Here is an 18,616-nt window from a genome sequence, read left to right as displayed (position 1 = left end):
AGGCCGTGGCGGCCGCTCGCCGCGCGCAGCCATTCGAGGCCATCGAAGCGATGATCCTGCAGACGGTGAGGCTCGGGTCAGCGTCGTAGGTCGCGCGAAATGCATCGCCTCCGAGACGCGCTGCTGCCGTCCTCGGTGGCCTTCTGAGCGCGGGGCGCTCCGGCCGCCGATTCAGCGGAGTTGCAGCAGCAACGCCTCGCGCTCCCGGGCCAGGTGACCCCGAGGGAACTGCATGGCGTGCATGTCGAGCAGGCGTCGCGCCTCGACGTCAGCCCTGGCGTTGTAGGCTTCGATGGCCTTGCGCGCCTGGAGGATCAGGTCCTTCTCGCGCTCGCTCGCGACCGTGCGTACGGCGCGGACGGGCGGCGAGGAACGTGCAGCTGTTGCGGCCGGCGAAGCGGGTTTGCCGTTCCTTGCGGCCGGTGCATTCTCGCCGGGTGCTGGGATGCCGCCCTGCACCGGGGGCGAGTCCGCGGCGACCGCGCGGCGTGCGTCTGGATTGTCGAGGGGCGGCGCGGTGTGCTGCTGCGGGCGCGTGGCCGCACCGGCGTGGATCGCTGCCGGCCGTAACCACGGGGTCGTACTGGCCGAGCTTGACGAGCGTGGCGCTGTCGCGACGACGGCGCCTGTCAGCACGACGAGCGCCGCCTGCGCGAAGACCTTCGCCCCGACCTTCTGCAGGTGCAGCGCGGTCGTCCACCACGAGCGACGGAACAGGCCGAACGCCACCGGAACGCAAGGCACCTTGTCCCAGCCCCGGAATTCTTGCTGCGCCATCCAGCGCCGCTTCGCCTCCTCCAGCTGCTCGCGTGCCCTGCGGTGCTGGCTCCTCACGGTGTCCAGCTTGAGCCCCAGCTTGGCGGCGATCTCGGCGAGCGACTTCTCCTCGAGCTCGTGCTCGACCAAGAGGTCGCGGTACTTGGGATCGACCTGCTCGATCAGGTCGCGCATGACGGCTTCCCGCTCCTGCCTCCGGAGCAAGGCTTCCGGGCTCGGTTCGTCCCCGCGGAAGTCGTGCTCGTCGAACGGGGTCAGGACCTCACCCCGACGGCTCGCGTCCCGCAGGTGCGTGCGGGCGAGGTTCAGGGCGATGGTGACCGAGTACGGCGCTGAATCCACGCCTGGCTCGAGCCGCCCTCTCGCCTCCCAGTCCCGCAGGAGCGCTTCCTGCGCGAGGTCCTCGGCGTGTCGCGCGGGGACACCGACCCGCCTGATGAGGCGGCGGAAGCGCTCGAAGTGGCGGGGAGTTCGTGCTGGCTTACCCACAGCTGGTAGCACCCCTGAGCTGGCCGGAAGGGTTCAAGAAAGAGAAGGGTCGGTCAACTTTGGTCGGATAATGTGCGCTTTTGTGGAATGCGTACCTGGGCGGCTCCACTGCTCGGAGGGTCGACGGGCGCCGTTACGTCGTCGGGCCGATCTTTGCCTGGCAAAACGTTCATTCCCTGCGAATTAATCACGGTTGACGCCGCGCGCTTCGCGTAAGTACGGTCCCCGCATGCGTGACGTTGCGCCTTCGTTGTTGTTCTGCCTGATGCTTGGCGCCGCTGGTGTCTACACGAGCCCCGCCAGCGCCGAGGACATCTATTCGACGCTGGAGCGAAGCGGCAGTTCGACGGTGAAGGACCATGTTCGCCGTGCGCAGAGAGCCCGTGACGCAGGTCGGTGGACCGAGGCACACGCGGCCTACAATGCGGCGCTCGATGCGACAGACCCGGCGTCGAACACGGTGAAGGAGCGCGCCGAGATCGCCGGAGAGCTCGGCCTGTGTGAGCTCGAGCTGCGCAAGTACCGTGATGCTGCCGAGCATCTCGCCTGGAGCCTCCAGCAGCGCAACGTCCTGCCCCTTGAACCACAGCTGCGGTTCGAGGCCGGGCAACGCAAGGCAGCGTCGCATGTCGCGACCCTCTACCTGTCTGTCGACCCGCCGGATGCGGAGGTGCTCATCGACGGCAAGCCCATCAGCGCGCCTGCACGGACCTACAGGCTATTCCTGGAGCCCGGTCAGCACATGGTGCGGGCTCGGTTGGCGGGCCATGAGGAGGCGTTCGCGTCGTTCGATGCGCAGGCCGGGAAGCCGACGACCATCTCGCTGCAGGTACCGCGCGCCGCAGCGCCGGGCACCCCTGCGAAGGGAACCTCAACCAAGAGCTCCGCGCGAGGAGCGCAGGCGTCGTCTTCCGTGGAGCCGTCCTCCACCGCGTCGACGCTCCGCATCGGTGGCGCGGTCGTGGCGGGGGCAACCATGGCAGCCGGCGGCGGGTTGCTGATCTGGAGTGCCTACACCGAGGATGAACTCCACGACCGAGCTACCGCGCTGCGTGGCGCAGACGAGGACGCGGGCCGATGTGCGCGCCCGAACGCACCGCGCGCGTGCTCGGAGCTGCGCGACCTCCAAGGGAAGCGGGATCTCCTGAAGAAAGCCGGCTGGGTGACCCTTGCGTCCGGCGGCGCGATCGGTGTGCTGACGCTCGCGTCCCTGCTCGTGGACCGAACCTCGCCGCCCAGCGATGGCGTGCGTGTCGTTCCGACGGTGAGCGGACAGCACGCGGGGCTGATAATGATCGGTGCATGGTGACGAACGTGGAGCTCCAGGTCATGGATACCTCATCGAAAAGACGGCGCGGGGTGGTTATCATGGTGCCCATCGCGCTCGCGTACGGAATCGCTGCCTTCCTGTGCGGGTGTTCCTCCGGTCCGGATAGGGTACCCGTCTGCGACGATGACCCCTTGGTGAGAACGCCGGAAGACGGATGCGGTATTTTCGTCAGCTCAAGCCTGGGAGACGACGCGAACCCCGGCAGCCGCGCGGAGCCGGTGAAGACCTTCTCGAAAGCCCTCGAACTTGCAGACATGGGCAGCCATCGCGTCTACGCGTGCGCGGAAACTTTCGAAGAAACGCTTGGGTTTTACGGCATAAGCATCTGGGGCGGGTTCGACTGCGCGAACGGCTGGCGGCACCTCGGTGCCAGCGCGAGGACTGTCGTTGCTCCGGAGGGGCCCGTCCCGCAGGTGGTGCGGTTTGGCGGACAGGGACTTACGTTTGCCAACCTGCGGTTCCTGGCCCCCGACGGCAACGATGTGGACCACGTCCAAAAAGGATCCATCGGGATAGCAACCCTCCAAGGGGTCCAGCTCAAGCTCGTGGCGAGCGAGGTCATCACTGGGCGTGGTGGAAAGCCGGGCGGAAGCTCGATTCCGATCTACCTCCGTGATGGCAGTGAGATCGAAGTGATCGACAGCCGCATCGTTGCTGGAGACGGAGCAGACGGCGAGCCTGGAGCCGCGGCTGAGGGCGCGGCAGCATCCGATGGAACGCCAGGACGCCCGGGGGCAGACGCGTGTACGGCGGACGCCATGGCAGGGACGCCGGCCGTTACAACCGAGTGCGACGACGGGCGATCGGTCAGCGGCGAGGGCGGCCTCGGGCTCGTGGATCGGGGCTCCGGAGCTGGGAACGGGGAGCCTCTCCCAGATCCCAACCCGACCGGCGCCGGTGCCGGAGGCGTGGGCCAGCTGGGAAGTACGGCGTGCAGCGATGGGCAGCGCGGCCTCGACGGTGCCGTTGGTGCGCAGGGTCAAGGAGGGAGGCGCCCAGGCGCCGTCAGGTGGGGGGTTACTCTGGGTAAGGGACAGGACGGCAAATTCGGGCGCCCTGGCCAGGGGGGCGGTGGGGGCGGTGGCGCGAGGGGTGGTTCCATGGCCTGCGGTGCAGGCCCGATCGGGGGTGCATTCGGCGGTTCTGGCGGCTCTGGCGGTTGCGGCGGGAAGCCGGGGAAAGGTGGCTTTGCCGGGGGCGCGAGCATCGGTATCGCCACGAGGGGGTCCAAGGTCAAGATCCGCGGGACGACGATCGAGACGGGACGCGGCGGCCGGGGTGGGGCGGGCGGGGCGGGGCTGCCGGGGGGTAGCGGAGCCCCCGGCGGCGATGGCGGACGAGCGGTGCCCGACACACTTCCAGGGTGCCGCGGCGGCGATGGCGGCAACGGGGGGCCCGGAGGCGGCGGAGGCGGCGGGCTCGGCGGCCATTCGGTCGGCATCGCGTATCTGGGGGCCACGGAGGTGACGCGGGAGGAGGTCGAGGCGACGTTCGCGCTCGGAACCGCGGGCAAGGGTGGACCTGGTGGCGACCCAGACGCCACCGAGAGCGCGGGTGACGATGGCGTGGTAGCCGAGTTTCTTCCCTTCGTTACCGACGATCCGAACGACCCGAACCCCGCTGCGCCAGAGTAAGTGGCATCGATACGAGGAGAGAGGATGATGAGCTCACTGTCGAGGCGCAACCGGTGGCATGAAGCGTCCGAGGAATGGCCTCGGCTGCTTGTTGTCGCCATGTCTGCGGGGATCGGGACGCTCGGGTGCAGTGCTGATCCGGGAGCGTGGGAACCTTGCGAGGAAACGCTCACGTGCACACCGGTGGTAGACTGCAATGCCGATCACGGTATTCCCAGCCGCCCAGTCGACTGCGAGGGTATATATCTAACCGTGGATGGCCGCGACGATGATCCGGGCACGCGAGACAATCCCGTGGCCACCTTCGCGCGTGCGTTCGATCTCGCCCGCGACCATGGAATGCGCGTCTACGTGTGTGCCGATCTTTTCAACGTAGAAGTGCGTGTGCCAGCAGGTATGGAGGTATGGGGTGGGCTCAATTGTCGCGATCCCCGTAAACATTGGCCGCTGCATCCGCTCGGCGAGCTCACCACGATCGCTCCAGGACCGAACCGGATCCCGCTCACCGTTGCGGACGATGCTGCCGAGTCCGAACCCCGAAGCTCCGTGGCCACGACGCTGACCAGGATGCGGATGGTCGCGCACGACGCTACGGTTCCGGGCGGCTCTTCCATCGCCATGCGCGCCCTGCCGGGGGTTACGGTGGACGTGCGCCTGAGCGAGATCGTGGCTGGGGACGGCGCAGATGGGGCCATTGGCGCTGACGGAGGCGCCGAATCAGCACGGGAGGGGGCACCAGGGAACCCGGGAGCCGTGGCGTGCTCTGCTGATGTCGTGACGGGAGGGGCGCGGGTCACCACCTCATGTGACGACGGTGTTTCCTCAGGCGGGATGGGCGGCGTCGGTACCAAGGGTGATGGTAGCGACGGCGAAAGTGGCGACCCTTTGCCAGTCACCAACCCGATGGCGTACGGCTTGGGTGGAACTGGGCAAGGCGTCATGTCCTGCACAGATGGAACGCGCGGCCTGGTGGGGGATGACGGCGCGAACGGTAACGGTGCGTCAGGGCAGGGGAGGCTCACAGACACAGGGCTAGAAGGCAGCGCTGGCGAGGATGGCCAGACGGGGCAGCACGGCTACGGCGGCGGCGGTGGGGGCGGCTCGCGCGGAGGAGCCATGTTCTGCGGCACAGGAGCGGCACAGGGCGGCGCTTCGGGTGGTTCCGGCGGTGCTGGCGGCTGCGGCGGCGAGCCCGGCAAGGGCGGCGGTCCAGGCGGATCCAGCATCGGGATTCTGTCTTACCACGCCAGCGTCCACGTGAGTAAAACCAGCATCCTCACGGGTCGGGGCGGCAACGGCGGGCGAGGCGGAAAGGGCCAGTACGGCGGCGTGGGTGGGTACGGCGGCACTGGCGGAGGCAACAGGGCTGGGTCGCAGCCAGGCTGCCGTGGTGGCGATGGCGGGAAAGGCGGCAATGGCGGTCGCGGTGGTGGAGGCCATGGAGGACACTCTCTTGCGGTGGCACATACCGTCGACCTGGGCCCCAACGTCGAGCCCGACTCTCCGATCAAGTACGGCATCCCTGGTGACGGTGGCGGCGCCGGCGATCTGAACGCGAACCCGGGCAAGCCCGGTTCCGCAGCCGTCTCGATGGGCTTCCAAGACTAGGGGCTTCCAAGACTGGGCCAATGGGCTCCCCAGCATGTCGGCGGCGTTGACCTCCGCGCCGCGCCGAAAGGACCGTCGCCGATCACGATCCCGCCAGAGGCGATCCTCCCCGAGAGCGGGCTGATCTCCGAAACGTCCCTCCATGTGCAACTGCCCAACGCTCGGCTCACCCGCGAGCGACGGAGGGGCGCCGCAGGCGCCACGGAATCGCTCGTCGGTGTGCAGCCGTGCGTTGGGCAGCTTCGTGTACGCTTTCGGAGCCATTACTTCTGCCGGGACTGCGGATGGGTGCCCATGCCGAGTTCTCCCCATAGCCACTCTAGGAGATGGCCGGCCTCCAAGCTGGAGTTGCGAATCTCAGAGCCGCCACGGCTGCCGAGCTTAACTTCCCGGTACGCGTCGGATCTCTCCCACAGGTAGGCCTCGCAGCCGGCGCTGCCCACATCACGCGACACGTGCTTCTTCTCGATTTGACCGCCTCGAGCGATCTCCGCCTTCTTCCGCATGTCGGCCAGCTGCGCAGGAGGAACGCGGCGCGACTGGAGGACGGGACTTCTGAATCGCTCTCTCAGCCCGGTCTCAAGATAGAGTCCGTCCCCGGCGGGTTGGGGGTCCCAGGTCCTTCCCAGGTCATAGAACCAAATTCGGCCCTGATCATCAAGGACGTTCCCGTAAGCCTGACTGCCCCAGGCAAAACTCACGTAGTAGCAGGAAAAAAGCGGCTTGCCCATTCTCACTCCCTTCGAATTCGGGTCTGCCTCGAGGATCGGAGGGGAGCGAGGCGTAGGTTGAGGTAAGTCGTTCGTGGCTCGTGGCTGAAGCGTGGGCTCCGGGCTTGGTTCCACCTCGCTGGAGGACCTCTCGGGATCCTTGTTCGCGGACTTCGCTACAGAAGGCGCGTGCGACGGAGCAGCTGGTTCGCCACTTCCGGACTCCGACTGTTCCCGTCGCGCGCAGGAAGCCGATACAAGACTCGATGCAAGAGCCGCTGCGATGTAACCGAGGAAAACCTTGGTGCGAGTCATGCGTCTCCCGAAGTAGATAGCTGTCCCGTTGCCTGCCCAACGTCGCAATCAGTTGCGTCGCAGGGCCTGGCGGCGGATTGTAGCATGTAGGCGGCGAGGCGCCGCGGCCAATCTCCGTATTCCCGTGAATAGGTCGCGAAGCTCCGCGGTATATTGGTGTATTCCCGTGAATAGGCAGCGACTTCCGCGACCTATCTGCGCATCTCCGAAGATAGGCCGCCGCTCCGCGTCCAGTATCGCCGACCCCGGCGCGCGCCGCGAGGGGCCACGCCCGCGCCCTTGATCTCTTAAAATAGGTCGAGTCGTGCGGACGCCATGGCGAGTAGTAGCGTTGGCGCAGCAATGGCCACGACAGCAGCTTTGTCGCTGAGAACGAAACCAAGCGCTAAGCTCGCGAGCAGCGCTATGCCGAATAGGACACAGGCCGCGGTTGCCAGATGCGATGGCTTCCGGTCGCGACGCTCTGTTGGGGGCACGGGCGGCTTCGTCATGCTCGGATCCAGTTCCTTGCGAAGATTGTCAACGAGACGACCGTCTTGTTGACAGAATACCGGGCGGCGCAACCCCACTCGCCGGCGGGTGCGATCGGCGCCGAGAGAGCGTCTCTCTGGTCCTGATTACCGCTCGATCCACCCTCAGGATGTGCTCTGCCGAACGCCTACAGTCACCCCCATGGCCACCTCCCTCGGCGAGGCCAGCGGAGATACCGTCCCGTGTCAAGAGGAGCCTGCTCGGCGGCTTCGTCTCGGCTAGGCGGGGGATCGGGGTCGCCGCCGGTCCACCTGCATCCGGCCCTGCTCCACTGGTCCCGGCTTCCAGTAGGGCGGATTCGGGATCGGGCTCGCGGGCCCCGAGTCGGCCATCCCGCCCCGTCCCGTTCCGCCGGTTCGGTTATGGCTATCCGCTGCCGGTGCCCTGCCTCACACCGTCCAGCCCCGCCCAGACCCTCGCCAAACTTTGTCAGGGCACACAAAAGCAGAAGACACGGCTCTCGCCGTGTCTTCTTGGTGGAGGCGCCGGGAATCGAAACGCCTGCCGAGGGTATGGATCCGCAGGGATCGCGTATGTTTCCGCATGCGACGGGAGCGGCAACCGTGCCGACGACGGCGGCTAAGTGCGCGAAACCTCGTGAGCCGGACGAATCCCGGACGAAACCGGCGGACCCGCGGACGGTGCTGCTGGGCCAGCTGACGGAAGGCATGAGGGCGGCGCTCGCGGCGGGCGACGTGGAGGCGGCACGCATCGCCCACGAGACCATCGGGCGGCTGCTCGGCGCGTCAGGGGCCGGCGCGGGCGTCGTGGTCGACCTCGCGGCCGAGCGCAGCCGACGCGGCGGGTAGCGCCGGACGGGGCGGCGCTCGCCGAGGGCGACGTCGAGGCGGCGCGCATCGCCCACGAGACCATCGGGCGGCTGCTCGCTGCAGCAGAGACAAGCAGGTCGAGCACTCCGGCGCGTAAGCGGCCTAACGAGGTAGACGATGAGCTGCGGCCGCGCAGCGGCCGCCAGATCCATCGGCTTGTTAGCCGGCGCCAATCGGACGGCTCGGTTAGCTAAGAATATGGCTTAAAGAACGCTTCTCCAGTCTCATGCGCACGGCGAATCTTCCGCGCGAGAAGGTCACGAAGATCTACCTGCCCTTCAAACACCGGCATAAGCTCCGTTCCCTCCATCAGGATCATCGAACGGGCGCCACCGCCGCCAGCTTTCTCCACCGCCGCGGGTGAGTAACCGGACATGGATACGAACAACCCAAGTGTCGTCTTGAGCTTGTCCTCGACCTTCTGACGAAACACGCCGATCGGCGCGGTCTCGATGGGCTTTGTCTCCCACTTCGCTTCGACGAGGATGTGTTGTCCCTCGTGAATGATCGAGCCGTCAATCTCCTCCCCGTCTGGGCGAAACGAGCCTCGTGGAGAAAGGTCGAACAGTTCGAAGAGGTCTTTGAGAAGCACTTCGAATTGCTTGCCGCGACCCTGGTGGTCGCTCGCCGCAAACAGTGCCATGAAGCGATCGCGGAGCCCTCGGAGCATCGATGCACGATGCTGAATCAGCGAAGCATCGAGGCGGCTCTTTTCGAGGCCGTCCTGCCGTTCTCGTTTCCTCCGTTCGGCAGCGAACTCGCCGCTGACGAGGTCCTTCAACTCTGACAGAGCGCGACGTGCGCTCGCTACGCGCTGTTCACCGTCTTCGAGCTTTCTAAGCCTTGGAAAGTCAAGGTCCTCCGCCAGTAGGCCTTGAATGATGAGTCGCATCAACTCGGTCCCCGTGGCAGGATGAGCCGCGAGCCCGTCCACGAGCATTCTCGCGCTGACCCGGCGAGGTGGCCCGTTCCGCGTAAACTGACAGGCTTGCACAGTGTCTCCCGGGACACCGCAGCGCACTAAGAATGATCCGAGATCCTCCTTGTAGTGGAACGAGGTGGCAAGAGCTTCAACCACCGCATCCGCAACCTGAGCAGAGTACCGCTTCATGCGAACATGGAGAGTACCACGAGCCGGCCTCGGACGCGACCAACGTCGCCGGTCGAGCGATAAGTACCCGGAAAGCCTTGCTTTTTGGCCCAGTCAACGGCCTGCGGGTGAGCCGCAACCCCGCCGAGGAGGACGCCGTGGCGCGCCACGACCTCGCGTCTTGTTCAGCTGGCTGCGGAGCAGTCGCAGTCCGCGGTCAAGCACCACGCACGTTCCCCGTCAATGTGCCGCGAATCTCGTCGAACAGGCCCCTCGTTCGAGGACCGGCGCTGAGCATCGTTCGTCCATATGTAGCCGCTCCGCAGAGCGCGTTCCGAAGCGTGCTTGTGGAAGGCGGCCCCGTGCGTAGAGTCGCGGTGCGATGACGGAGCGACGGAGCGGGGACGCAGGCGTCGAAGTGCCGAGCCTGACGACGGCGGTGCTGAAGCTGTCTGCGCCGCACGTCGCGTGGCCAGGCCGCGAGGACGCCCCCGGCCGCGCGACCGGGCGCCCGCGTCGCGCGGCCGGGCAGCAGGAGCGCTCGGGAGCGACGGAGGCCGCCGGCGTGCGGCGCCGCAAGAGCGCCGCCCAGCCGTCCGCAGAGGAGGTGAGCGGACGGCGGCCGACGCGAGACGCGGACAAGCAGCGCCGAAGCGATGCGACCCGAAGGGGCCCCGCCAGGACGAGCTCGACGGCGGCCGGGCGAAGCGACGACAGCACCGGCTCGACGAGCCGACGCACCTCGGCGCGGAAAGGACGCGCGCCGGTCTCGGCCGCTCCGGACGCGACGAGCGCTGTGGGCGCGACGGAAGCGGGCGACGCGGCGCGATCAGCGGTCGCGGAAGGCGAGCCGCGAGCCGGTGATCCGAGCCAGGTCCAGGTACTTGAGCCGCCCCTCGGCGATGAGGCGTTGTCGCGTCGCGACCCAGTTCTTGGGACTCAGGTCGAGGATGCGACTGAGCGGATAGCTCGGAGCCACGGTCAGGATCTCCTGCAAGTAGAGCTCGGGGTCGAGCCCGTGCATCTGGCAGGTCGCGATGAGCGACGAGATGGCACAAGACCGGACAGCGTGCTCGTCGCTGCCGTGGAAGAGCCAGTTGCGCCGTCCCTTGACGACGCGGCGCAGTGCCCTCTCGGAGGCATTGTTGTGGATGGGGATCTCCCCGTTGGAGAGGAACTCGCAGAGCGCCTCCCTCTGGTTGTGCAGATAGACCAGCCCTTCGCGCAACGGCGAATGCTCCGGGACGACCTGCCGCTGCGCCTCGACCCAGGCGAAGAGCTTCTCAATCAGCGGTGCGGACTTGCGCTGCCGGATCTCGAGGCGCTCGTCCGGGCTGCACAGGGCGCATTCCTCCTCGACGCGGAAGAGCGCCTGGAGGGTCTGGAGCGCGAACGCCGCCTCCTTGCCCGCCCCGGCCTTGAACGCCTTAAAGAAGCGCCTTCGTGCATGGCTCCAGCAGCCGGCCTCACGCGCCTTGCCCGGCCCGAACAGCACGTTGTGGTTGGCCGAGGCATCGGCGACGAGCGTCCCCTGGTAGCCGCCGAAGAGCTTCGCGACGGTGGGCCCGTCGTACGTCGGCGTATAGCGGAACAGCACCCCATCGCCCGGCGCGACCAGGACGAAGACATGCCCATAGCGGTGCTTGTCCTTGGCCCGGATGGCGGTGCCCGTCGCATCCATGGCGAACCACGACCTCGAGAGCGCGTCGCTCCAGATAGCATCGGCGATGCGCATCGCGATGCCACCACAATCGTACTGCCAGCGGGTCATGTTGCCGCGGCCGATGCGGAAGCCGTGGCGATCCGACTCCACCTCTTGCCGGTAGTAGGGCGTGTGGTAGTCGAGCTTGTGGACGAACAGGTGGGCCAAGAGGCTCGGATCGGCAAGGCACCTGTCGATCGGGCGCTCCGGCAGCGACGCGATCTTCACCGGTCCGCTGTCCTCCGCAGCGTCCGACTCGGGCGTGTAGCGTACAAGGACGCCGTCGACGAAGGGGCTTTGCTTGAAGGACGTGTCCGCGGGGATCCCCAGGAGCTCGTGCTCCCGCACGACGAGCGGCTCGCCGCGCTCGTGATTCAAGGCCGGCCCGGCGGCTGGCGAAGGAGCCGGCGCCTCTTCAGCTGCGCTGCTCGCCGCCGGCGCCTCCGCCTTGGCCACGTACTTGAGGCGACGCGTGACGAGCTCGAGGAGGCCGCCACGCCGGTAGCCGATGCTCGAGCTGTCTTCGGCGCCCACACGCTCGAAGCGCTCGAGGCCTTTGAGCAGCACCTCCTGCGGCAGCGACTCGATGATCACCCTCGGAATGACACCGATGCGGCGGCGCCCGTGCTCGTGGCGCTTGACTGGCTTGCCACCTCCGGGATCGGAGCCGGAGGAGGATTCTGCCGTCCCCGAGTGCTCCGGTGGGCTCGCAGAGCCCGGCGGCGGGCCGCTGGCCTCGCCCGGGTCCACTTCGGGCGCGGCGTCGACGCTCTCGGCCTGCGACGAAGTCGGAGCCGGACAGGCATCTGGCTCTCCGGCCAGCGAAAGCCGCAGCTGGTCAGGCGAGACCTGCTCGGAGACGTGGCGCCGGAATCCGATCTCCAGGGTCCGAATCGTCTCCTGCAGCTGTTGATTGTACGCCTTGAGCGACGCGACGGTGCGAGCGAGCTCTTGGGCCTGCTGCTCCGCCGTCGAGAGCTCGGCCAGCCTCGCCTCGAGCTCCTGCACCCGCCGGAGCAGCGCGTCGACCACCGACGCGGGGCCGGCGGGGCTCCCCTGTCCTTGTCCCCTGGCCTGGAGATAGCCGAGCACGAGCGCCGCGCCGTCAAGGCGCTCTGCCTCCGTCGACTGCGGCAGCGCGGTCTCACCGGGGCGTGTCGTCGAGGTCAAGGCGCGCCATGGATGCCCCCTGCGCTTGCTCTTGACAAGTACCTTATGCAGAGAAAATTCGCTGTTTTCGATGAGAATTTCTCGTCGAAGGCGGGAATGCAGGACCGCCATGGTGCGCCATCGGCGGCGCGCGCTCGCGAGGTCTTCGGGCGCGATGCAGCGCGCGCCCTGCTCCATCTCCGCATCCGGCTGCGCCGGCCGCCATCGGGCCGCGCTGGCGCCGGCAGCGCGGTGAACGAGCGCCGGCGCAGACGCCTCAGTGGACCAGCCGGCGGCGGCTTGCCAGCTCTTCTACAGGCAGACCGGCGAGCAGCTGCGCGAAGTCCTGTGCTGACAGCTCGATACACCTGCCGTCGGCCTCGGTGAACGAAGGCAGAGCAAATGCACCCTTCGAGAGACGCTTATACAAGATCGTGTATCCATTGCGATCCCACCAAAGGGCTTTGAGCCGGTTACGCCTCCTGTTGAGGAACAAGAACAGCGCGCCGCTGGCCGGGTCCAGGCACAGCACTTGCCGGGTGATCGCGGCGAGCCGGTCGAACGCACCACGCAAGTCCACTGGACCGACCGCCAGATAGACGGCTATCGTCGCGGGGGTCACCGTCCCCTCCGCAACGCTTCGAGCGCTTCCACGAGCTCGCGCGCGCCTATCCCACATACCTGCATCCGCGTCCCGTCGGCAAACGCGACGTTGAGCCGCAAAGGCGGCGCCTCGCGGCGCTCGGGGCGCACCACGACGGGTAGGAACGGAATCTGCTGAGCCGCCTTGGGGGCTCTTGGCGACGCCCCCTCGTCTGCGCGCTCACCGTCAGCCACCCATCGGTCGGCAGTCATCTTGTGGACACCGAGCTCCGTGGCGATCTCGGTCGGTGTTGCCCCCGAGCGGGAGCGCGCCTTGGCGTAGGCCTCGGCTCGCTCCCGCAGCTCGCTCGGGAATTTCCCACGGCTCTTCTGCTCTCGATACCTCGACAGCTCTGCACGCAGCTGTACCAGCTCCCTGCTTCCTGGCATCGCTCGCTCCTCTTCGCTCGGCGAGGGCACGGCCCTCATCTGGCGTCGCGTAGCGTGTAACCGAATCTGGCCAGGGGAAAGACGCGGTCTGCGGAGCGGCTACGTCCATATGGCGTCTGTTCCCACCTTCGTCCGGTCATGTCGTTGTCAGCGGATTTGGTGGCCTCGAATAGGTCCGGCTAACGTCGCAATCAGTTGCGTCGCAGGGCCTAGCGGCGGGTTATCGCATGTAGGCGGCGAAGCGCCGCGGCATATCTGCGTATTCCCGCGAATAGGTCGCGACGCTCCGCCGCATATCTGCGTATTCCCGTGAATAGGCAGCGACTTCCGCGGCCTATCTGCGCATCTCCGAAGATAGGCCGCCGCTGCGGAGACCCGGCGAGGGCGGGGCATCGGCAACCCCGCGGATCCTGCTACCTGGTGGGGCGAGGGCGACGTCGCGGTCGAGATACTCCAGGGTCGCCAAGCGCGATGGTTTCCCGTTGGAGCGTTCTGTGGAGGGTACGGGCGGCATCGTCATGCTTGGAGTCCGGAGCGTTCGCGAAGATTGACAACGAGACGTCCGTCTCGTTGACAGAAATCCGGACGGCGCGAACCAGCCGCCGCCGAAGATTTCTAGGGGAGCCTGTCTCGCCCGACGTTGGCATAGAGAGGGAGGTCCACGGATGAGATGGCGCTTTGCGCGGCGCGTGCGAAAGGTTGGTTATGTCGAGGAATGCTCATTGATGGAATCGTATTGCTGTAGAAATTTTTCTAGTTTTATCGAGCCGGCTAGCAGCTTGTCCCTGATGATTCTTACTTGTCTCAGGTGAGTTTCGTCTCGGTACTCCCAAACCGCCTCCAATCCTTCCCCTTGACGGCCATAAGAGCGTGTGGTGGCAACAATGGCATCGTCAATGATGGTGAAATCGCGGCTGATGCCCGGTGGGAACTGAAACGTGGGATCCTCAGCGTCGATGTAGACCCAAATGCGCACGCCGGCGTCATTTTGATGCTTCATTTGACGTATTGCGGCGTCGTTTATGCTGCCTCTCGTGTCAAATACGAACACCCGATCGACATGGGCACGGTGATCGTTCGTTTTATGTGCTTCCAGTAGCCGGTCGCCAAAGGCGCTGTCCCATGTTTCCGAATAGTCTGGAATGCTGGTTGCAAAGACGCTTTTTGTGGCGGCTCGATATGATTCTAGTAGCACGTCGCTGTATCGCGGGCCGTATGCGGCAAAAGATCCTCTACTCCATTGCTCCGCAGTCTTTAGCCATTCATCCTGGGTACGCTGTTGGTTGTTTACAAATGTTGCGTGTGTGATTCTGGAAGCCTCTTCGAGCCGACGCCTCAGGTCCTTGCAGAACCGTCCGGCCTCGCTCGATGTATTCTCCTCCAGTGAAGATTTGGGTTCTTCTGGTGGTTGATGTGGCTCAGGGATAGCTACTGCTCGCCATTCGATGATCGTTGCCGCTACGATCGGCAAGGCCATGAACCCAGCCAAGACGTAAATCCCCGAAGCCTTCAGAACCTCAGGGCTTGCGATTGCGACAGCGCTGAACCCAGCCAAAAGGCAACCGATCCCGAACAAGAGGACCAGGTAGGGACGGCTCCGGAGAGCCTTGATGACGCTATATTTCCAGCTCATATCGCCCTGCTGAGTGGCTAGTGTTCACTTGAACTGGCTATGGGCAGTCGGGTGCACAGGAGGAATTAGCTCCTATCGGATTGGAAGGCATGGACAGCGGTGCACTTACCCCCTGCCTCGCGGAAGCGTTTGGTGGTGTCTGCCCGGCTCCGCCCACATCTGTAGCTATCCGCATGGCTCTCCCCACCTGGAGACCATCCGAGATGCCGGCCCATGTCAAGAACAGCCCGTCCGCCTGGCGGCCGCGGCTCCGGTTCGGAGCCTTTCGGCTAGGGCAGGGTCCCCCACCCGCGGGCGGCATCCCCGCTAGCCACGTCCGCTGGCCCGCTCCTACGGCCGCGCTCCTCCCGGCGTTGTAGGCTCGGACCCGAGGTTGGCTCCGCCGGCCGGGTGCTCGCCGTGGAGCTCCGTGGAGCCCCGCAGCCTCGCATCACCCGCCGCGCCCACTCCCGATGATTCCACCCAAACCGGACCGGCTCCGGATCCACCCCTGTTAAAATTTACTAAATTGCGCGCAAGTCACACAAAAGCAAGAAGACAGTATCCGTTCGGCGACCTGCATGCTGTCCTGAGGCCCAAACGCTGCGTAAAACCCTGCGCCGGAGGTGTCGATGGACGAAAGCAGAAGCACCTGGCGCGATCGAGTGACGCGCTGGCACAAGAGCGGGCACTCAGCCCGCGTGTTCGCGGAGCAGGAGGGCGTCAACGCCGGGACGCTCTACTCCTGGAGCCGCCGACTGGGGATGAAGCGGAGCGAGTGCCGGCAGCGCCCAGACGCGGCGAAGCTGCCTTCATTCCTCCCGGTGGTGGTAGCCTCCCCGGAGGCGACGGCGCTCTCCTCGGGCGCACCGCTTGAGGTCGTCCTGCCCGACGGCGCGGTCGTCCGCGTCCCGCCGTCGTTCGACGAGGTTACGCTGGCGCGCGTTGTTCGTGCGCTCGGGGGGGCGCGATGATCCCTGGCCGCGTCTCGATCTACGTTGCCACCGAGCCGCTCGATCTGCGGCGCTCGTTCGATGGTCTCGCTGCCGTCGTGCGCGAGGTGCTGCGACAGGACCCGCTCTCCGGAGCCCTGTTCCTCTTTTTCAACCGGGCGGCCGACCGCTGCAAGGCCCTTTGGTGGGACCGCAGCGGGTACTGTCTACTTTACAAAAGGCTTGAGCGCGGGGCATTCCGAGCCCCGCGTGCCGTCACTCCGGGAGCCACGAGCGTCATCATCGACGCCGCCGAGCTCGCGAAGATCCTTGAAGGCATCGCCCTTGCGCCTTCGAAGTTGCGGAGAGCGGTCCCGTTCGCCGAGACCGCATCGCCTCCGGCGCTCTGATCCCACCTGACAGCTTCGCACGCTCCCGGGTAGCACCCACGGTTGCATTGCATCGAGCGGCGGAAATTTTCCTCAACAAGCCCCTTCAAAAAGCAGGAGCTCACGAGTACTTACAGCGCCGTGAGCAAGCCGGTCGAAGAGCAGATTCGCGAGCTCAAGGACAAGCTCGCACGCGCTGCCCACGAGCGGGACGAGTACCGCAAGCTCTACGAGCTCGCCAGCATCGAGCTGGAGCGGTTTCGCCGGCACATCTTCGGCCAGAAGGCCGAGCACGTCGACCCAGCGCAGATGCAGCTCGCCTTCGACGCGATCTTGCAGATGCTCGCGGGCGCCGGTGCGCAGCCGGACGCGGGCGCGACCGGCTCGCCAGACGGGCGCGATGGCGCGGCGCCGAACGGCTCCTCCGGAAGCGGGGACAAGGGGCGTCAAGCCCGCCCGCACGGGCGGCAACGCCTGCCCGAGCATCTGCCGGTCGAGCGGATCGAGCTGTTGCCGCCGGAGGCGCAGGACGAGCGCGCAACCGCGCTTGTCCGCATCGGCGAGGAGGTATCGGAGACGCTCGAGTGGCGGCCCGCGAGCTTCGTGCGGCTGCAGATCGTGAGGCCGAAGTTCGCGGTCAAAGGTGAGCCCGAGCAAGGCATCACGATCGCCGACGTCCCCGACAGCCCTGTTCCGCGCAGCCTCGCCGGTCCGGGTTTGCTCGCGCACGTGCTGGTGAGCAAGTACGCGGATCACTTGCCGCTTCACCGGCTGGAGAAGATGTTCGAGCGCTGGGGCCTTCACCTCTCGCGCTCGACGCTGTGCGGCTGGGTCGAATCGTGCGCCAACAAGCTCGCGATCCTTGTCGGGGCGATGGCCAAGGACGCCCTGAACGCGCACTGTATCGCCATCGATGCCACCGGCGTGCTCGTGCAAGCAAAGGACAAGTGCCGGCGGGGCCACTTCTGGGTCTTGGTGGCGGACCGAGAGCACGTCCTGTTCCGATTCACGCCGCACCACAACCAGGATGGCCCGAAGGAGTTCCTTCGCGGCTACAAGGGCTATGTCCAGGCCGACGCCTCGAATGTCTACGAGCAGCTCTTCCGCACCGAGCAGGTGACCGAGGTCGGTTGCTGGGCGCATTGCCGGCGGAAGTTCTTCGAGGCGATGACCTCCGACCGGGAGCGCGCGACGGTAGCCATCGGCTTCATTCGCAAGCTCTACGCGATCGACAAGGCGACGAAGGAGCTGCCTCCGAGCCGTCGAACCGAGCAGCGCCGAACGGATGCCGAGCCCGTGCTCGTGGCCTTCCGCGTGTGGCTTGAGACAGAGGACCTGCTCGTCCTGCCGAGGAGCCCCATCGCTGGCGCCATCGGCTATGCGCTCAACCAATGGACCGCGCTCAATCGCTTCCTCGAGGATGGTCGGCTCCGCCTGGACAACAACCGGAGCGAGCTTGAGCTCCGCCGTGAGGCCGTGGGCAGGAAGAACTGGATCTTCGTGGGCAGCAAGGACGGTGCCGAGTGGAACGCCACCATCGTGTCGCTCATCGCCTCCTGTGCGCTGCACGGTATCGAGCCCTGGGCCTACTTGCGCGACGTGCTGATCCTGCTGCCCACCTGGCCGCCTGAGCGGATCATCGAGCTCGCTCCCAAGTCCTGGAAGCAGACCCTCGAGAACGCCGACGCTCGGCAGCGGCTCGCGGCCAGTCCGTGGCCCCGGGCGCCGGCCGCGGCGCCCAGCTGATCGCAGCTCAGCGTCGCCGTCCGATGTGGCGGGCACGGACGCCACCTTGCCGCCCGCCGGGCGCGCCGCTCGCCGGCTTTGGCGCGCTGGCGACGCCTCGTCGATGCTCGCGCGGTCGACGCGTGGCTTCCGGCGCCTTGTCGACGACTCGGCCGAGGCATCGGTGGCACGTGGCTTCGCCGCGGCGCGCTTGCGGGCGACGTGCACGCGGGCGGCGACCTCGGCGTCGACCGCCGCTTCCTCCGCTCGCTGCTGGGTCCAGCCACCCTTCCTCGCAGGCCGCTCTTGCTCTCGCATCGCGCCGCGAATCTACGGCGACGGCGCGCACCACGCGAGGATGGGGTCTACAGAACGCATACGAAGACACGGCTCTCGCCGTGTCTTCTTGGTGGAGGCGCCGGGAATCGAAACGCCTGCCGAGGGTGGGGATCCGCAGGGATCGCGTAGGTTTCCGCATGAGTCGGGAGCGGCAACCGTGCCGTCGACGGCGGCTAAGTGCGCGAAACCTCGTGCGCCGGACGAATCGCAGACGAAACCGGCGGACCCGCGGACGGTGCTGCTCGGCCAGCTGGCGGAATGCATGAGGGAGGCGCTCGCGGCAGGCGACGTGGAGGCGGCGCGCATCGCCCACGAGACCATCGGGCGGCTGCTCGGCGCGCCAGGGGCCGACGCGGGCGGCGGCGTCATCGACCTTGCCGCCGAGCGCATCCGGCGCGGCGGGTAGCGCCGGATGGGGCGGC

17 protein-coding genes are annotated in these 18,616 nt (G+C 66.7%); 8 read left to right on the top strand and 9 right to left on the bottom strand.

The window, feature by feature from the left end; genetic code table 11:
• Nucleotides 1-171: 171 nt before the first annotated feature.
• Entirely contained in the window at nucleotides 172-1,266 is a 1,095-nt protein-coding gene (locus WMF45_RS34680) for a sigma-70 family RNA polymerase sigma factor (RefSeq protein ID WP_437709649.1), read from the bottom strand.
• Between the two features lie 229 nt (nucleotides 1,267-1,495).
• Here WMF45_RS34680 and WMF45_RS34675 point away from each other — a divergent pair, with 229 nt between their 5' ends.
• Complete coding sequence (locus WMF45_RS34675) at nucleotides 1,496-2,575, top strand: hypothetical protein (protein ID WP_437709647.1); 1,080 nt, start codon at nucleotides 1,496-1,498, stop codon at nucleotides 2,573-2,575.
• A complete protein-coding gene (locus WMF45_RS34670) occupies nucleotides 2,569-4,230 on the top strand; it encodes a hypothetical protein (protein ID WP_437709645.1) in 1,662 nt (553 codons plus the stop codon). Before WMF45_RS34675 ends, WMF45_RS34670 begins: the two co-directional genes overlap by 7 nt.
• 246 nt (nucleotides 4,231-4,476) lie before the next feature.
• On the opposite strand, the gene WMF45_RS34665 is transcribed toward WMF45_RS34670, so the two are convergent.
• Nucleotides 4,477-4,815, bottom strand: a complete 339-nt coding sequence (locus WMF45_RS34665) for a hypothetical protein (protein WP_437709643.1) — start codon at nucleotides 4,813-4,815, stop codon at nucleotides 4,477-4,479.
• A 447-nt stretch (nucleotides 4,816-5,262) separates the two neighbouring features.
• Nucleotides 5,263-5,670 (bottom strand): hypothetical protein, encoded by a 408-nt coding sequence (locus WMF45_RS34660; protein WP_437709641.1) that lies wholly within the window; start codon nucleotides 5,668-5,670, stop codon nucleotides 5,263-5,265.
• Nucleotides 5,671-5,688: 18 nt separating this feature from the next.
• Between WMF45_RS34660 and WMF45_RS34655 the strand changes: the two genes are divergently transcribed.
• Nucleotides 5,689-5,838: a hypothetical protein gene (locus tag WMF45_RS34655; RefSeq protein ID WP_437709639.1), complete on the top strand. Its 150-nt coding sequence runs from the start codon at nucleotides 5,689-5,691 to the stop codon at nucleotides 5,836-5,838.
• A gap of 263 nt (nucleotides 5,839-6,101) precedes the next feature.
• On the opposite strand, the gene WMF45_RS34650 is transcribed toward WMF45_RS34655, so the two are convergent.
• Complete coding sequence (locus WMF45_RS34650) at nucleotides 6,102-6,569, bottom strand: hypothetical protein (RefSeq protein WP_437709637.1); 468 nt, start codon at nucleotides 6,567-6,569, stop codon at nucleotides 6,102-6,104.
• Nucleotides 6,570-7,927: 1,358 nt separating this feature from the next.
• Here WMF45_RS34650 and WMF45_RS34645 point away from each other — a divergent pair.
• Entirely contained in the window at nucleotides 7,928-8,203 is a 276-nt protein-coding gene (locus WMF45_RS34645; protein ID WP_437709635.1) for a hypothetical protein, read from the top strand.
• A 211-nt stretch (nucleotides 8,204-8,414) separates the two neighbouring features.
• Here the strand turns inward: WMF45_RS34645 and WMF45_RS34640 are convergent, their stop codons facing one another.
• The 5 genes from WMF45_RS34640 to WMF45_RS34620 all read right to left on the bottom strand — a co-directional run bounded on the left by WMF45_RS34640 (nucleotide 8,415) and on the right by WMF45_RS34620 (nucleotide 14,830).
• A complete protein-coding gene (locus WMF45_RS34640) occupies nucleotides 8,415-9,335 on the bottom strand; it encodes a restriction endonuclease (protein ID WP_433935480.1) in 921 nt (306 codons plus the stop codon).
• An 808-nt stretch (nucleotides 9,336-10,143) separates the two neighbouring features.
• Entirely contained in the window at nucleotides 10,144-12,186 is a 2,043-nt protein-coding gene (gene tnpC / locus WMF45_RS34635) for an IS66 family transposase (RefSeq protein ID WP_437709634.1), read from the bottom strand.
• 256 nt (nucleotides 12,187-12,442) lie between these two features.
• Nucleotides 12,443-12,787: an IS66 family insertion sequence element accessory protein TnpB gene (gene tnpB / locus WMF45_RS34630; RefSeq protein WP_165373740.1), complete on the bottom strand. Its 345-nt coding sequence runs from the start codon at nucleotides 12,785-12,787 to the stop codon at nucleotides 12,443-12,445.
• Complete coding sequence (locus WMF45_RS34625) at nucleotides 12,784-13,197, bottom strand: helix-turn-helix domain-containing protein (RefSeq protein WP_129572567.1); 414 nt, start codon at nucleotides 13,195-13,197, stop codon at nucleotides 12,784-12,786. The genes tnpB (WMF45_RS34630) and WMF45_RS34625 overlap by 4 nt, the downstream gene beginning before the upstream one ends.
• A 703-nt stretch (nucleotides 13,198-13,900) precedes the next feature.
• Nucleotides 13,901-14,830, bottom strand: a complete 930-nt coding sequence (locus WMF45_RS34620) for a hypothetical protein (RefSeq protein WP_437709631.1) — start codon at nucleotides 14,828-14,830, stop codon at nucleotides 13,901-13,903.
• 611 nt (nucleotides 14,831-15,441) lie between these two features.
• Here WMF45_RS34620 and tnpA point away from each other — a divergent pair.
• The 4 genes from tnpA to WMF45_RS34600 all read left to right on the top strand — a co-directional run bounded on the left by tnpA (nucleotide 15,442) and on the right by WMF45_RS34600 (nucleotide 18,600).
• Entirely contained in the window at nucleotides 15,442-15,783 is a 342-nt protein-coding gene (tnpA, locus tag WMF45_RS34615; protein WP_437709629.1) for an IS66 family insertion sequence element accessory protein TnpA, read from the top strand.
• Nucleotides 15,780-16,151, top strand: a complete 372-nt coding sequence (tnpB, locus tag WMF45_RS34610; RefSeq protein WP_437709627.1) for an IS66 family insertion sequence element accessory protein TnpB — start codon at nucleotides 15,780-15,782, stop codon at nucleotides 16,149-16,151. Before tnpA ends, tnpB (WMF45_RS34610) begins: the two co-directional genes overlap by 4 nt.
• Before the next feature lie 42 nt (nucleotides 16,152-16,193).
• On the top strand, nucleotides 16,194-17,876 hold the full coding sequence (tnpC, locus tag WMF45_RS34605; protein ID WP_437709625.1) for an IS66 family transposase: 1,683 nt from the start codon (nucleotides 16,194-16,196) through the stop codon (nucleotides 17,874-17,876).
• A 580-nt stretch (nucleotides 17,877-18,456) separates the two neighbouring features.
• On the top strand, nucleotides 18,457-18,600 hold the full coding sequence (locus tag WMF45_RS34600) for a hypothetical protein (RefSeq protein ID WP_437709623.1): 144 nt from the start codon (nucleotides 18,457-18,459) through the stop codon (nucleotides 18,598-18,600).
• The last annotated feature ends 16 nt before the right edge of the window (nucleotides 18,601-18,616 follow it).

Origin of the sequence: Sorangium sp. So ce448, from assembly GCF_051520915.1 — a bacterium.
Lineage (GTDB): Bacteria > Myxococcota_A > Polyangia > Polyangiales > Polyangiaceae > Sorangium > Sorangium cellulosum_B.
The sequence above is the reverse complement of the archived record's forward strand: the minus strand, read 5'-3'. Positions and strand labels throughout refer to the sequence as shown.